The sequence below is a fragment of the Pseudomonas helmanticensis genome, from assembly GCF_900182985.1.
GTDB classification, from domain to species: Bacteria; Pseudomonadota; Gammaproteobacteria; order Pseudomonadales; family Pseudomonadaceae; genus Aquipseudomonas; species Aquipseudomonas helmanticensis.
The window spans coordinates 2,220,530-2,234,652 of record NZ_FXUY01000001.1; the positions used below are offsets into that span (position 1 = coordinate 2,220,530).

The following is a 14,123-nucleotide window of genomic DNA, read 5'->3' on the forward strand; positions in this document are numbered from 1 at the left end:
GCGATCTTTTGACTTTAACGATCTAGATCAAAAGATCGCAGCGTGCCGCAGCTCCTACTTGAGATGGCGGTAACTCTGTATTGCCGAGCTCAGCACTACAGCGCCAGCCGCAATCGCCAGCCAGAACCCGCTGCGCGCACCATAAGCATCGACCAGCGCGCCGGAGCCCGCCGCACCAATTGCCACGCCAATACTCAATCCCGTCACCAGCCAGGTCAGGCCTTCAGTCAACTTGGCCGGCGGCACGATACGCTCGATCAGCGCCATCGCCACAAGGCTTGCAGGTCGCAAAGCGCACAATTGTTGGTGGAATGTGAAGGTGCGCGACCACCAGCCTGCGGTTCGACTCATTCGTTTACGACCGATACCTGACCCAGCCGAGATTGCCGCCAACCTTCGAACCACGACGACCATTTGTCGAAAACCACGCTGACCTGTCAGGTCTGACAGGTGCCTTTATTCGCCACACGCGTTTTCATTAAACCTTCGCTCAACTGCGCAGGACTCCTGATGACCAGGCAATTGCGCTTCGGCACTGTCCGCCAGCGAATACGCTCGGGAGCCATGCCATGGAAGAACAGCTCATTCTCGTCTCACCCAACGATCGCCAGACCGGCGTGGCCGCAAAGATGCAAGTGCATCACCAGGGCCTGCGCCATCGGGCGTTTTCCATTCTGCTGTTCGATCCGCAGGGCCGGCTGCTGATGCAGCAACGCGCGTTGGGCAAATATCATTCCGGCGGGTTATGGACCAACACCTGCTGCGGGCATCCTCGCGCGGGCGAACGGACGGCAGTCGCTGCCAACCGTCGATCGCAGGAAGAAATGGGCATGTCCTGCAAGCTGCACAAAGTCGCCTCGATGCTCTACCACGAGCAAGTGTCCGATCAACTGATCGAGCATGAATTCGATCATGTGTTTGCCGGTATCAGTCAGACCGATCCGGTGGCCAACCCTGATGAAGCCGAAAGCTGGGAGTGGCTGGCGCTACCGCAAATCGCCGAGTGCATCGAGCAGACGCCCAACGTCTTCACGGTCTGGTTTCGGCGGATGTTCGAGCAGTTCGGGATAGAGGGGGTGCGAGGCTGGTTCGAGGCAGTGCGCGCGCGCACCGCTGCACCCTCATCGCCGCCGCGAAACGTTGTTCTTATAGCTTCGCCCTGGGCCGTCCCACCGTTGTACTGCCCTGCTCCCTTTCGGGTCGATGCTGCGCTGGCAGAGGCAGTGGATGAACAGCTCATGCCATGGATCGAGCAGGTCGGGATCTTTCCGGGCCAACTTGAAAAAGTCCGTGCGATGGGCTTTGGGCGCTTCGCCATGCTGTGCCATACCGACACGGAGGATCCGGATCGTGTGTTGCTGGCAGCGCAATGTGTTGCCGCGCTGTTCGCCGTCGATGATTACTACTGTGATGATGAGAGAACCGGGTCTGAGCCCAAACTGGTCGGCCCGCGCCTGTCCGTCGCGCTTGCCGCGCTGGAACCGGTTTATTTGAGCGAACGGTTTCGGCCTGGTCTGGCACAGGCCTTGTGTGGCGATCCGGTATTGGTCGCTCTGCAGGCCTATCTGGCGCGGGTGGAGTCCTTCGCGAAACCTGCCCAGGTCGCACGCGTACGCCATGAAATCATCGCCATGTTCGTGACCATGACAGCCGAAGCCGCCTGGCGCATCGAAGGCCTCACGCCGGCGCTCTGGGAGTACCTCGCCCACCGCCAGGTCAACAGTTTCCTCCCATGCCTGTCGCTCGTCGACATTGTCGGTGGCTATGAATTGCCCGCCAATGTCTACAGCGCACCGCAAGTGCGGCGGGTGACGACACTGGCTGCCAGCGCCACGATCATTGCCAACGACCTGTTTTCGGCGCTGAAGGAACAGCAGGCCGGGATTGGTGATTTCAATTTACCGTTGCTGCTGATGCGTGAGCAGCAATGCTCGCCGCAACAGGCCATGGCGCAAAGCGCCGCTGTCCATGACGAGATCATGCATCTGTATGAAGCCGCAGAGCTGGCCGTATTGCCGGGCGCATCGCCGCTGCTCAAACGCTATTTGCGAGGAATCAAGAGCTGGCTGGCCGGCAATGTCGAATGGCATCGCACCAGTGGCCGTTATCAGGTGTGAAGGTGTCGAACTTTTCATGATTACGGATGAACTCTCGTCGCAGCCTGTCAGTCAGCTAGATAAGTCCTCGACTCAAGGCGCGACCCTGCATGCACATCTCCCTCACAGGACAAGTAGCCCTGATCACCGGCGCCAGTTCCGGCATCGGTCACGCCGCCGCCAAAGCCCTGGCCGCTGCCGGTGCTGCCGTGGTCATCAACTACAACCGTCAGGCCGCCCCCGCCGAAGCCCTGGCGCGGCAGATCATCGCCGACGGTGGTCAGGCGCTGGCGATCGGTGCCGATGTGTCGAAAGAAGATGACGTCGAACGGCTGTTCGCCGAGACCCTCGATGCGTTCGGTTCGCTGGACATTCTGGTCGCCAACTCCGGCCTGCAAAAGGATTCGCCGGCTGTGGATATGTCGCTGGAGGACTGGAATCAGGTGATCGGTGTCAACCTCACCGGCCAGTTCCTCTGCGCCCGCGCGGCGCTGCGGATTTTCAATCGCCAGGGGGTGCGTGAAGGCGTGTCCCGTGCCGCCGGCAAGATCATTCACATGAGTTCGGTGCACCAGCGCATTCCATGGGCCGGACACGTCAATTATGCAGCGTCCAAGGGCGGTGTCGATCAGTTGATGCAGACCCTCGCGCAGGAAGTCAGCCATCAGCGCATTCGCATCAACGGCATTGCGCCGGGGGCGATCCGCACAGCGATCAATAAAGACGCCACCGAAGGCGATGCTGGGCAAGCCCTGCTCAACCTGATTCCCTATGGCCGCATCGGTGATGTCGAAGACGTCGCCAGCGCGGTGGTCTTTCTCGCCTCCGACGCCTCCGACTACATTGTCGGCACCACCCTGTTCATCGACGGCGGCATGAGCCTTTATCCGGAGTTTCGCGGCAATGGCTGAGCATCACCTGGAACGACAAAGCCCGATCGACGCCCACGGCATCATCGGCGACATGCGCAGTGCGGCGCTGGTCAATGATCGCGGCAGTGTGGATTTTTTCTGCTGGCCGGAGTTCGACAGCCCGTCGATTTTCTGTTCGTTGCTGGACAGCCCCGATGCGGGGATTTTCCAGTTGGCGCCGGACTTGCCTGATGCACGCCGCGAGCAGATCTACCTGCCCGACACCAATGTCCTGCAAACCCGCTGGCTGAGTGAGCGCGCGGTGGTGGAAGTCACCGACTTGCTGCCGGTCGCCGATAACGAAGACGATTTGCCGTTGCTGATGCGCCGGGTGCGCGTGGTCAGCGGTGAAGCGACCTTCCACGTGCGTTGTGCGGTGCGCCATGACTACGCGCGCGCCGACACCCGTGCGCGGATGGACCAGCAAGCGGTGATCTTCAGTGCCGACGGCCAGCCATCGATGCGACTGACCTCGGATCAGGCATTGCACATCGAGACTGATGCAGCGGTGGCCTCCTTTACCTTGAAACAGGATCAGACTGCCGCGTTTATGCTCGGCGGCGAAGACGATCCGCGCTTCACGGAAGGCGCCGCGCAACTGTGCATGGAGCGCACGCTGAAGTTCTGGCGCGACTGGCTCGGCCAGTCGATCTATCGCGGGCGCTGGCGGGAAATGGTCAACCGCTCGGCCCTTGCGCTGAAACTGCTGACTTCGCGCAAACACGGCGCGATCCTCGCCGCCGCTACCTTCGGCCTGCCGGAAACGCCCGGCGGCGAACGCAACTGGGATTACCGCTACACGTGGATCCGCGACGCCTCGTTCACGGTGTACGCGTTCATGCGCCTGGGCTTTGTCGGCGAAGCCAACGCCTACATGGGCTGGCTGCGTGGGCGGGTCAGCGATTGCCACGGGCAACCGATGAAACTCAACATTCTCTACGCCATCGACGGACGCCAGGAGTTGCCGGAAACCGAACTCACGCATTTGTCCGGTCATGGCGGCGCGCAACCGGTGCGGATCGGCAATGGCGCGTATGACCAGATCCAGCTGGATATTTTTGGCGAGCTGATGGACGCGGTCTATCTGGTCAACAAGTACGGCGACGCGATTTCTCATGAAGGCTGGAAGCATGTGCGCGAAGTGGTCGATCAGGTCTGTGAAACCTGGCAGACCACCGATGTCGGCATCTGGGAAATGCGCGGCGAACAGCACCACTTTCTGCACTCGCGGCTGATGTGCTGGGTGGCGCTGGACCGCGCCATTCGTCTGGCCTCGAAGCGCTCGCTGCCCGCTCCGTTCGCGCAATGGGATCAGACGCGGCAGGCGATCTATGCCGACATCTGGGACAACTTCTGGAATGAAGAGCGCGGACATTTCGTCCAGTACAAGGGCGGCACGGCGCTGGATGGCTCGATGCTGTTGATGCCGCTGGTGCGGTTCGTCAGCGCCAAGGATCCGCGCTGGTTGTCGACGCTTGAGGCCATTGAAAAAAATCTGGTGCGCGATGGCATGGTGTATCGCTATCGCAATGACGACTCGGGCATTGACGGTTTGGCCGGTACCGAAGGCGCGTTTGCCGCGTGTTCGTTCTGGTACGTCGAGTGCCTGGCTCGCGCGGGGCAGGTGGAAAAGGCGCATCTGGAATTCGAGCAATTGCTGAGGTACGCCAACCCGCTGGGGTTGTATGCCGAGGAATTCGACAGTCATGGCCGGCATTTGGGCAATACACCGCAGGCGCTGACGCATCTGGCGCTGATCAGTGCGGCGAGTTTTCTGGATCGTCGGTTGAGCGGGGAAAAGAGTGAGTGGCAGCCGTAATGTTCGTCGGAGACTGTCAGAAATATCCCGCAAAGTAGCCCTACCGTAGGACAACCTCCTACACAAAAAGGCGCTATCACCTCCCCCCTGTGGCGAGGGGCTTGCCCCCGTTGGGGCGCAAAGCGCCCCCCAAAACAAACACTGAGTTCTTCCAGATGCAGCGGTTTTGCTGACTCTGCGACTGCTGCGCAGCCGAACGGGGGCAAGCCCCCTCGCCACAAAGTCTGCGTTTCAAGGACTACAAACGCTCAACAATCCCTGCCCCGCACGTTGCACTCACATCCAGAAATACCCTGTTGCCAGCTGTTACATCCACCCCTACCATCCACCGCAACGGGCACAGCGGAGCTGTCCAATAAAACCCGAATTCAAGGAAGCAACATGTCCCACCACGTGCAGCGCACCATCGACTCCCCCCTTCGCACCGGCCTGTCCCGCAGCCAACTCTGGGAAGCCGCCGACAAAGGCCTGATCAAATGCTGGGAAATCGGCCGCCAGCGCGCCAGCCGTTTCCCCGAACTCGCCCAACGCTGCCTCGCCGACGAACTGCCGGTGCTCGGCTGGAAAGGTGGCGTCAGCCGCAGCCTGAAGAAAAACGAAAAATACGGCTCGCTGAAATACCTCGCGCAATGGCAAGGCCTGCGGGGTGAGGATCTGGATATTGATCTGAGCGAAGAGCGCTCACTGACCTGTTCACGGACGAAAATGCGGGTGACGTTTACCCCGGATCGTAGTAAGTATTTCAATCAGTTGGCGGAAGCCGAGGCTTAAGGAGAAGCAGCGATGGTGGATTTGCATCAGGAGTTTCAGAACAGCCGATTTTTTCATGAAGCGAGGATCGACAAACGTTCGGCGGATGCCCTGGCCGGGGTTGCGGCCGGACTTGCTGCCGATGGCAAGATCAATCAACAAGAAGCCGAATTTCTCAAAAACTGGATAGAAACTCATTTGGTTCACTGGGGTGATCCGGTCGTAAACATTCTGTATAAACGTCTTGAGGGCATGCTCAGCGACGGCGTACTCGATGCAGACGAATCAGTGGAATTGCTCGAGATACTGCACCAATTTGCCGGCCTGCCAACAGGTTCGGCGCAAACCTTCAGTGCACCCAACAACCTGCCGCTTGATAATCCTGCGCCTTCTCTAAGCTGCGCAGATCGTGTCTTTCTGTTCACTGGGGTGATGGCTTACGGGCCGCGCAAGGCTTGTGAGTCACTGATCGTCGAGCGCGGCGGTGTCATCGGCAGCGGTATCAGCAAAAAGATTCACTATCTGGTGATCGGCAGCATTGGCAATGACCAATGGCTGCACAGCAGCTATGGTACGAAGATCAAAAAAGCCGTGGAACTGCGAGACAGTGGCGTACCGATTGCGACCATTAGTGAAGATCACTGGCAGAAGGTGTTGTTCGGATAACGGGAGCTTGCCATGAGCCGTAAAGCGATTCTGTCCTGCAAAACCGCCAGTCTGACCATCGCCTACGAACAGCATGGCCCGGCCAGCGGTGCTTCGGTGATTTTGCTCCACGGCTTTCCCTACTCCCCTCGCGCGTATGACGAGATCGCCCCGGCGCTCGCCGCAGAGGGTTACCACGTCATCGTGCCGTACTTGCGCGGCTACGGGCCTACCCGGTTCAACCAGCCACAAACATTGCGCTCCGGGCAGCAAGCGGCGTTGGCCCAGGATCTGCTGGACTTGATGGATGCGCTGTCCATCGGACAGGCCACCCTCTGCGGTTACGACTGGGGCGGTCGCGCGGCGTGCATCGTCGCGGCGTTGTTTCCTGATCGAGTGCAGGGTTTGGTGACGGGCGATGGCTACAACCTGCAGGACATCGCGAACTCGACGCGACCGCTCGATCCCGAGACCGAGCATCGGCTCTGGTATCAGTATTACTTCCATACGCCGCGTGGCGTTGCAGGCCTGACGCAAAATCGTCGGGAGTTCTGTGAGTGGCTCTGGAAGCTGTGGTCACCGACCTGGTCGCGCAATGCCGAGCGCTATCCCCTGACTGCGCCGGCCTTCGATAACCCTGATTTCGTCGACGTGGTGATCCACTCCTATCGCCATCGCTTCATGTATGTCGCGGGCGATCCGGCGCTTGAATCGATGGAAAAGGCATTGACCCGGCAACCGCCGATCAGCGTGCCGACCATTTCCCTGTGCGGCGCTGACGACGGCGTTGGCCCGGCACCGGTGGACGATGAAGACGCCGGACATTTCAGCGGCTTCTATGAGCGGCGCGTGCTGGCCGGGGTCGGCCACAACATTCCCGAGGAGGCCCCGCAGCAAACCCTCAAGGCATTACTGGATCTGTTGCAGCGCTGACCGAAAACCGCTCGCGATAGGCCTGCGGTGTCACGCCAATCGCCCGCAGAAAACTGCGCCGCAGTGTCTCTTCGCTGCCAAATCCGCAATTGGCGGCGATGCGTTTGACCGGCAGACCGGTATCACTGAGCAGGCGCCGCGCCGTTTCGACGCGGATCAGTTCGATCGCCCGCGCCGGGGTCTGGCCGGTGTCGGCACGATAGTGGCGGACGAAACTGCGTTCGCTCATCCCCGCCTGATCGGCGAGGGTCGGCACGCCAAGATCACAGGTCAGGTTTTCTGCGATCCATGCGTGCAGCCCATCAAACCGATTGCCCTGATTCTGCAGTGACAGCGTCACGCTGAATTGCGATTGCCCACCCGGGCGCTTGAGGAACACCACCAGATGGCGGGCGACGTCCAGAGCGATGTCGCTGCCGAGGTCTTCTTCAACCATCGCCAAGGCCAGATCAATACCGGCGGTGACACCCGCCGAGGTCCAGACCGGGCCGTCGTTGATGAAAATCGGATTGGCTTCGACTTGCAGTTTCGGGTGTTGCTGCGCCAGTTGTTCGCAGCGGGTCCAGTGGGTGACCACGCGCCGGCCATCGAGCCAGCCACTCGCGGCCAACAGAAACGCGCCGGTGCAGACCGAGGCCACTCGTCGGCATTTGGCGGCGTGTTCGCGCACCCAATCCACTAAAAGCACATCTTCAGCCGCCGGATAAATGCCCCAGCCGCCAGCGATGATCAATGTGTCACTGGGTTCTTCTGGCAACGGCTCGGCCAACACCGCCAAACCCGCCGACGACATCACCGCCCCGCCGCCGCAGGCGATCACGCTCGGCGCATAAGGCATCGGCAAGCCGCGCTGACGGGCGAGGTCATTGGCCGAAGCGAACACCTGCAATGGCCCGGTGACGTCGAGGATCTGCATGTTGGCGAACGCGAGTACGTGGATGGCTTTGGGCATTTGGCGTAATTCGTGGGGTTATTGGCGTACGCGCCAGAACCTACGCGCCTACAGTGAAGCCGTCCACCCCTTTTCATGGAGCAAGAACGATGACGTTGCAGATCGGTTTTCTGTTGTTTCCGCAGGTTCAGCAACTCGACCTGACCGGGCCTTACGACGTACTGGCGTCGCTGCCGGGCGTGCAGGTGCATCTGATCTGGAAGGATCTGATGCCGGTCACCGCCAGCACCGGTCTGCTGCTGAAACCAACCACCACGTTTGAAGATTGCCCGGATCTGGATGTGATCTGCATCCCCGGTGGCGGTGGCGTCGGCGCGTTGATGGAAGACGAGGCGACGCTGAACTTCATCAAGCGTCAGGCTGCTCAGGCGAAGTACGTGACATCGGTGTGCACCGGTTCGCTGGTGCTCGGCGCGGCGGGCTTACTGCGAGGCAAACGCGCGACCACGCATTGGGCGTATCACGACTTGCTGCCGACGCTCGGCGCGATTGCGGTGAAGGATCGAGTGGTGCGGGACGGTAATCTGTTTACCGGTGGCGGGATCACGGCGGGGATCGATTTTGCCTTGGTGCTGGCGGCTGAGCTGGTGGATGCCGACACCGCGCAACTGATCCAACTGCAACTGGAATACGCGCCGGCGCCGCCGTTCAATTCGGGCAGCCCGGATAGCGCACCGAGCGCGATTGTCGATGAAGCTCGTTTGCGCGCAGCACCGTCGCTGAAACTGCGCACAGAGATCACCGAACGCGCCGCCGCCAGACTCAACCTGCACTGATCCTAAACCCCACACAAAACCCTGTAGGAGCTGCCGAAGGCTGCGATCTTTTGATCTTGAAAAACCAAAGTCAAAAGATCGCAGCCTTCGGCAGCTCCTACAGTGGGTGTGTCATGGGTATCTGTCCCGGTTTCCCGCCCAGTGGGTGTGTCGTGGGTATCTGTCCCGGTTTCCCGCCCAGTGGGTGTGTCGTGGGTATCTGTCCCGGTTTCCCGACACCTTTACTTGTCCCCAAGCCCTCGCCCGTGTAGAAAGCCCTTCCCCAAATTTGCACAGGGACTTTCGATGAAGGCTTTGCCATGGCTCTATCTTGCACTTCTCAGCCTCGGCTACGGCTTGGCACTGAGCTACGGCCAACTCGGCTGGCTGGCACTGATCTCCATTGGCCTGCTGGCGTTCGCCGGTTTTGCTGTGCGTCTGCAAAAAGTACCGGTGGCGCGGTTCCTCGGTCATGGCTTGTTCATCGTCCTGGCTGTGGCGTTGGCGCTGCATTGGCTGCCGGGCTTCGCCAACGGTCGGGCGATTGATCCGCAACGGTTCAGCGACGATGCGGTACGGTATTCGATGTACCTCAATCTCGACAAACCGCTGATAGGTTTCTGGCTGTTGCTGGTCTGCCCGTGGATTGTCGCCCGGCGTTCGTTGCGGCTGACGGCCTACGCCACTGCCCTCGCGCTGACATTGAGCGTGATCCTCGCCCTCGGTGGCGCCCTGTTGCTCGGCGTGATCGACTGGGCGCCAAAATGGCCGGATCAGGCGTGGCTGTGGGTGCTGAACAACCTGCTGTTGGTGACGCTGGTCGAAGAAGCGCTGTTTCGCGGCTATATACAGGGCGGTCTCAGCCGACGCTTCAAGCATCTGCCTTACGGTGAAAACCTCGCGCTGCTGCTCGCTTCCCTGATCTTCGGTCTGGTCCACGCCGGCGCTGGCTGGACCTGGGTGTTGCTGGCCGGGCTGGCGGGGGTCGGCTATGGTCTGGCCTACCGTTTTGGCGGACTGGGCGCGGCCATCGCCACGCATTTCGGCCTGAATCTGCTGCATTTCGGTCTGTTCACCTATCCGATGCTCGCGGGCTGAAGCAAGCGCCGTTTTGCGACGCCGCGCTGATTATTGAAAAAAAATTTCAATAAAAAGCGGTCACCGCCGACAACCTTTCAAAGCCTTGCGGATTGAAAAACCATGCGAAATAACCAGCCCATTACACAACGCGAACGGACTTTCCCGGCTCAGCAGCGGTTGATTTCCACAACCGACGCCAAGGGCGTGATCACCTACTGCAACGACGCTTTCGTCGAAATCAGCGGGTTTTCGCGTGAGGAACTGATCCGTGCGCCGCACAACCTGGTCCGTCACCCCGACGTCCCGGCTGCGGTGTTTTCGCACATGTGGGGCACATTGAAACAAGGCTTGCCATGGATGGGCATTGTCAAGAATCGCTGCAAGACCGGTGACCATTACTGGGTTAACGCCTATGTAACACCGGTGTTCGACGGCAATCAGGTGGTCGGTTACGAGTCGGTGCGGATCAAACCCACCGCCGAACAGATCCGCCGTGCCGAAGCGCTCTACCAACGCATCAACCAAGGCAAGTCGGCGATCCCATCCAGCGACAAATGGCTGCCAGTGCTACAGGACTGGCTGCCGTTCATTCTGGTCAGCCAACTGGGCTTCGTGATCGGCGCGACCCTCAACTCGCAGTGGGGCTTCGCCCTCGCGGCGGGTCTGTCGGTGCCGCTGGGCCTGATGGGCCTGCAATGGCAGCAACGCGGGCTCAAGCGCCTGCTGCGTCTGGCCGAGCAGACCACCTCCGACCCGCTGATCGCGCAGATGTACACCGACAGCCGTGGCGCGCAGGCGCGTCTGGAAATGTCGATCCTCAGCCAGGAAGCCCGCCTGAAAACCTGCCTGACCCGTTTGCAGGACACTGCCGAGCACTTGACCGATCAGGCCAAGCAATCCGACGCTTTGGCGCACAACAGCTCCAACGGCCTGGAACGTCAACGCGTGGAAACCGAACAGGTCGCCACCGCCGTCAATCAGATGGCCGCGACCACTCAGGAGGTGGCGAGCCACGTACAGCGCACGGCTGACGCGACTCAGGAAGCCAATCGCCTGACCGGTCGTGGTCGTGACATCGCCGGGGAAACCCGCGAAGCCATTCAGCGCCTGTCCGTCGTCGTCGGCGAAACCGGCCTGACCGTGACCCAACTGGCCAAGGACAGCGACGAAATTGGCGGCGTGGTTGATGTGATCAAAGGCATCGCCGACCAGACCAACCTGCTAGCCCTGAACGCTGCGATCGAAGCCGCGCGTGCCGGTGAAATGGGTCGTGGTTTTGCCGTGGTGGCTGACGAAGTCCGCCAACTGGCACAACGCACCAGCGAATCGACCGGGCAGATTCATGCCTTGATCGCCAAGTTGCAGCAAACGGCGTCCAGCGCTGTGCAGACCATGGAAGCCGGGCATCGCCAGGCGGAAGAAGGTGTGGCGCGGGTGCTGGAAGCGGATCAGGCGTTGGTCGGCATCAGCGAAGCGGTGGCCAACATCACCGACATGACCACGCAGATTGCTGCGGCGACGGAAGAGCAAAGTGCGGTGGCTGAAGAGATCAGCCGCAACATCAGCAATATTTCGGAGCTGGCGGATCAGACGTCGGAACAGGCGCATAACTCGGCGTTGTTGAGTGAAGAGCTGACGAAGACTGCTAACACGCAATACTCGCTGGTGGAGCGGTTTAACCGCTAAAAGCCAAAGATCGCAGGCTGCGGCAGCTCCACTGGAATGCTGCCGCACACTGCGATCTTTTGATCTTGGTCATCCAAAACCCCGGACAGCGAAAGCTTCCGGGGTTTTTATTGTTTGCACTCACTGTCAGATCTGACAGTAGACGCACATCTGTTCGAACGGGTATCAAGAGAAACCGTAATTGCAGTCGGTTGTAACACCTCCTCTTACTCGAAAAGGCAGGTTTGAAAATGACCATGCAAGTTATTTTTCTCCCGACAAAGCCACTAGTGCGCGATGACACGTTTCAATGGAAATTGGGTGGTAAACAGAAAACAGCCAAATTCAGATCTTTCCATCGGGGCGAGTTTTTCGGCGAGCTGTATTGGGCCATTAATGGTGGAACAGGAAATTTAGACGATGAAAGCTTATTTGCTTTCTCCATGACTCTGCCCTTCGAATCCGATGAGGCACTCACAGGCGTCTATCACCTCAGCGACGGGCTGACATTTGGACATAGCCATTGGATCCCTGCGCCGCCGGGATTTACCGGAATGGCTACGGTAGACGCGGACTCGGCGACCCTCAGCATCAAATATGACGCTGAAACGGACATCGCTACGGGATCATTCGAGGCTGTGTTCAAAAGTTATCGATACCGTCTGAATCCCAAGGGGACTTTCACCATGACGAGGCTGAGACCGCCTGAAGCCGGCTAACACTGGCAGGGTTGCATCGAAAAAAATGTCACCCTGCAGAAGCTGCTGCAGGCTGCGATCTTTTGATCTTCAAAGCCCGGACAAGCGAAAGCTGTCCGGTTTTTTTATTGCCTGTCTGCAATTGATGGGGTCCTGCAGACCACCATCGTCGGATCGCCGCCCGGAGCAGGCTCATTCCTACGGTTTCTGCGCTGGTCACAGATTATGTGCCCGACGACGATCCCCTGCAGGAGTGAGCCTGCTCCGGGCGGCGATCCGGCGATGAGGCCAAAACGGTTGGCGTCTATTCCTTGGGCATAACGTTATCCAACGCCTGATTCACCGCCAACTCGCCCAACATCACCACTTGCGCAATCCCCAGCAAAGTATTGCGGCTGGGGCCTTCCAGCGCCCCGGCGAAATCACCGAGCATGACCGTCGCCGAGGCCAGAGAATCGCAAGCATTTGCCAGCAACGATTCAGTATCGGTTTGTGGGTTGACCCTAAACATGCTGCTTGGACTGTAAGGCGTGGCCATGATCTGCGCGGGCGCGAGGTAATGATCAAGGGCACGTTCAGCGGCTTCGTGGAGTTTTCTGGAATTAAATGATTCGTAGGGCGATACCGGGTCTGCCGCTGCAGATTGGGCTGGGGTTTCGGACATCAACTGGAACTCCTCAAGGCACTGCGAAAGAATGACACCCGGTAGGAGCTGCCACAGGCTGCGATCTTTTGATCTTGCCTTTGATTGTTAAAAAACAGATCAAAGGATCGCGGCCTGCGGCAGCTCCTACAGGGGGACTGCGGCGAGTTTGCTAGGCAAGCGGCGGCTGTCCAGGACTCGATTGACCATCAGCTCACTCAGCATGATCACCTGATGCAGCATCAGCATGGCCCGGCGTTGTGTGTTGTCGACGACATCGCCGATATCACGGGCCATGTCGCTGGCAGCGGCTAACGATTCGCAGGCTTCTACGAGCAGTGTTTCCTCGTCCACGGCGGGGTCGATGAGGAAGATCTTGCTGGTCTTGCGGGAAGGGATTGAGAGCTTCAGTGAGCCGGGGTTGAGATAGAAGTTGATGGCGCGGTCAGTCGCTTCTTTTATCTTTTGAGGTTCGAGGGTTGGGTCGTACGGGATCGGATCGGCATCCGGGGGATTCGGTGTGGCTTTGAACATGAGTGAAGCTCCTATTGCAGTTTCAGGAGCCGTCACTTCTCGCTACCAAACGAGGGTGGCGGCCATACGCGGGTTGGTAGACCGGCTGCAATAGGAAACCCGGCGCTCTCGAAAGAGCCCCCCGCATGACCACCATATAAAGCAAAGCCGCAAAAAAGAGGCTGCATAAGGTGTCGCCATACAACTATTACAGACGGGCTACCAAACCCGATCACTGATTTTCAGTGACAGGGAAACGATATAGCCCGCCTCATAGTCGCGTATGCCGGCGGATTCTGGCGTACGCGTAGGTAACGGCGCAAGGCGTTGTAGGGCTTGTGGCGTAACGGGTTGTGTACTTTAAACGCGCTCACGGAATCATGTTTACGCGCAGGAAATGCTGGACAGAGAGCGGTTCCAGTTTTTTATCGTGTCAGCGAAATCGCCCCTCACCCTAACCCTCTCCCAGAGGGAGAGGGGACAGATCGAGGTGTTTGGGAGAGGTACGCCGACGTGCAATAGCGCGTTGAACTCAGGCTTTGAAAAGCTCACAAATCGGCTCCCTCTCCCTCGGGAGAGGGCTGGGCGGGCGGCGTTCCGATGAGGGGCGAATCCAACGCAAATCAAAAGCCGGCCACGCGTGCTCTTCACCACTCAATAGGC

At 59.5% G+C, this 14,123-nt stretch carries 13 protein-coding genes and 1 pseudogene; 10 read left to right on the forward strand and 4 right to left on the reverse strand.

All coding sequences use genetic code 11. The annotated features are described in order from the left end of the window. Window positions 1-54: 54 nt before the first annotated feature. Window positions 55-285, reverse strand: a pseudogene (locus tag QOL84_RS09740) (MFS transporter); the annotation flags it as partial. Between the two features lie 284 nt (window positions 286-569). Here QOL84_RS09740 and QOL84_RS09745 point away from each other — a divergent pair. The 6 genes from QOL84_RS09745 to QOL84_RS09770 all read left to right on the forward strand — a co-directional run bounded on the left by QOL84_RS09745 (window position 570) and on the right by QOL84_RS09770 (window position 7,154). Beyond that, window positions 570-2,117: a family 2 encapsulin nanocompartment cargo protein terpene cyclase gene (locus QOL84_RS09745; protein ID WP_283437080.1), complete on the forward strand. Its 1,548-nt coding sequence runs from the start codon at window positions 570-572 to the stop codon at window positions 2,115-2,117. A gap of 89 nt (window positions 2,118-2,206) precedes the next feature. Continuing rightward, window positions 2,207-3,007: a glucose 1-dehydrogenase gene (locus tag QOL84_RS09750; RefSeq protein ID WP_283437081.1), complete on the forward strand. Its 801-nt coding sequence runs from the start codon at window positions 2,207-2,209 to the stop codon at window positions 3,005-3,007. Next, entirely contained in the window at window positions 3,000-4,826 is a 1,827-nt protein-coding gene (locus QOL84_RS09755; RefSeq protein WP_283437082.1) for a glycoside hydrolase family 15 protein, read from the forward strand. The genes QOL84_RS09750 and QOL84_RS09755 overlap by 8 nt, the downstream gene beginning before the upstream one ends. Window positions 4,827-5,207: 381 nt before the next feature. Next, window positions 5,208-5,597, forward strand: a complete 390-nt coding sequence (locus QOL84_RS09760) for a hypothetical protein (protein ID WP_283437083.1) — start codon at window positions 5,208-5,210, stop codon at window positions 5,595-5,597. A gap of 12 nt (window positions 5,598-5,609) precedes the next feature. Next, complete coding sequence (locus QOL84_RS09765; RefSeq protein WP_283437084.1) at window positions 5,610-6,242, forward strand: BRCT domain-containing protein; 633 nt, start codon at window positions 5,610-5,612, stop codon at window positions 6,240-6,242. A gap of 12 nt (window positions 6,243-6,254) precedes the next feature. Then, window positions 6,255-7,154, forward strand: coding sequence for an alpha/beta fold hydrolase (locus QOL84_RS09770; protein WP_283437085.1), 900 nt, complete (start codon window positions 6,255-6,257; stop codon window positions 7,152-7,154). Here QOL84_RS09770 and QOL84_RS09775 read toward each other — a convergent pair. Continuing rightward, window positions 7,123-8,106 (reverse strand): GlxA family transcriptional regulator, encoded by a 984-nt coding sequence (locus QOL84_RS09775; RefSeq protein WP_283437086.1) that lies wholly within the window; start codon window positions 8,104-8,106, stop codon window positions 7,123-7,125. The two genes, QOL84_RS09770 and QOL84_RS09775, sit on opposite strands and share 32 nt — an antisense overlap. A gap of 89 nt (window positions 8,107-8,195) precedes the next feature. Between QOL84_RS09775 and inhA the strand changes: the two genes are divergently transcribed. The 4 genes from inhA (at window position 8,196) to QOL84_RS09795 (ending at window position 12,325) form a co-directional block, all read left to right on the forward strand. Then, on the forward strand, window positions 8,196-8,882 hold the full coding sequence (inhA, locus tag QOL84_RS09780; protein ID WP_129391593.1) for an isonitrile hydratase: 687 nt from the start codon (window positions 8,196-8,198) through the stop codon (window positions 8,880-8,882). Between the two features lie 285 nt (window positions 8,883-9,167). Continuing rightward, window positions 9,168-9,959 (forward strand): CPBP family intramembrane glutamic endopeptidase, encoded by a 792-nt coding sequence (locus QOL84_RS09785; protein WP_283437087.1) that lies wholly within the window; start codon window positions 9,168-9,170, stop codon window positions 9,957-9,959. A 102-nt stretch (window positions 9,960-10,061) separates the two neighbouring features. Continuing rightward, window positions 10,062-11,627 (forward strand): methyl-accepting chemotaxis protein, encoded by a 1,566-nt coding sequence (locus tag QOL84_RS09790; protein WP_129391587.1) that lies wholly within the window; start codon window positions 10,062-10,064, stop codon window positions 11,625-11,627. A gap of 230 nt (window positions 11,628-11,857) precedes the next feature. Beyond that, on the forward strand, window positions 11,858-12,325 hold the full coding sequence (locus tag QOL84_RS09795) for a hypothetical protein (protein ID WP_283437088.1): 468 nt from the start codon (window positions 11,858-11,860) through the stop codon (window positions 12,323-12,325). 283 nt (window positions 12,326-12,608) lie between these two features. Here QOL84_RS09795 and QOL84_RS09800 read toward each other — a convergent pair whose 3' ends face one another. Both QOL84_RS09800 and QOL84_RS09805 read right to left on the reverse strand, forming a co-directional pair. After that, window positions 12,609-12,968 carry a DUF6124 family protein gene (locus tag QOL84_RS09800; protein ID WP_283437089.1) on the reverse strand — a complete coding sequence of 120 codons (360 nt, stop codon included), beginning with the start codon at window positions 12,966-12,968 and terminating at the stop codon, window positions 12,609-12,611. Window positions 12,969-13,094: 126 nt separating this feature from the next. Beyond that, window positions 13,095-13,481 carry a DUF6124 family protein gene (locus QOL84_RS09805; RefSeq protein ID WP_283437090.1) on the reverse strand — a complete coding sequence of 129 codons (387 nt, stop codon included), beginning with the start codon at window positions 13,479-13,481 and terminating at the stop codon, window positions 13,095-13,097. Window positions 13,482-14,123 lie beyond the last annotated feature (642 nt).

What these genes read in the sequence shown, in the direction of transcription:
- QOL84_RS09745 (WP_283437080.1), top strand. Translation starts at nt 570, where the DNA reads ATGGAAGAACAGCTCATTCTCGTCTCACCCAACGATCGCCAGACCGGC.
- QOL84_RS09750 (WP_283437081.1), top strand. Translation starts at nt 2,207, where the DNA reads ATGCACATCTCCCTCACAGGACAAGTAGCCCTGATCACCGGCGCCAGT.
- QOL84_RS09755 (WP_283437082.1), top strand. Translation starts at nt 3,000, where the DNA reads ATGGCTGAGCATCACCTGGAACGACAAAGCCCGATCGACGCCCACGGC.
- QOL84_RS09760 (WP_283437083.1), top strand. Translation starts at nt 5,208, where the DNA reads ATGTCCCACCACGTGCAGCGCACCATCGACTCCCCCCTTCGCACCGGC.
- QOL84_RS09765 (WP_283437084.1), top strand. Translation starts at nt 5,610, where the DNA reads ATGGTGGATTTGCATCAGGAGTTTCAGAACAGCCGATTTTTTCATGAA.
- QOL84_RS09770 (WP_283437085.1), top strand. Translation starts at nt 6,255, where the DNA reads ATGAGCCGTAAAGCGATTCTGTCCTGCAAAACCGCCAGTCTGACCATC.
- QOL84_RS09775 (WP_283437086.1), bottom strand. Translation starts at nt 8,106, where the DNA reads ATGCCCAAAGCCATCCACGTACTCGCGTTCGCCAACATGCAGATCCTC.
- inhA (WP_129391593.1), top strand. Translation starts at nt 8,196, where the DNA reads ATGACGTTGCAGATCGGTTTTCTGTTGTTTCCGCAGGTTCAGCAACTC.
- QOL84_RS09785 (WP_283437087.1), top strand. Translation starts at nt 9,168, where the DNA reads ATGAAGGCTTTGCCATGGCTCTATCTTGCACTTCTCAGCCTCGGCTAC.
- QOL84_RS09790 (WP_129391587.1), top strand. Translation starts at nt 10,062, where the DNA reads ATGCGAAATAACCAGCCCATTACACAACGCGAACGGACTTTCCCGGCT.
- QOL84_RS09795 (WP_283437088.1), top strand. Translation starts at nt 11,858, where the DNA reads ATGACCATGCAAGTTATTTTTCTCCCGACAAAGCCACTAGTGCGCGAT.
- QOL84_RS09800 (WP_283437089.1), bottom strand. Translation starts at nt 12,968, where the DNA reads ATGTCCGAAACCCCAGCCCAATCTGCAGCGGCAGACCCGGTATCGCCC.
- QOL84_RS09805 (WP_283437090.1), bottom strand. Translation starts at nt 13,481, where the DNA reads ATGTTCAAAGCCACACCGAATCCCCCGGATGCCGATCCGATCCCGTAC.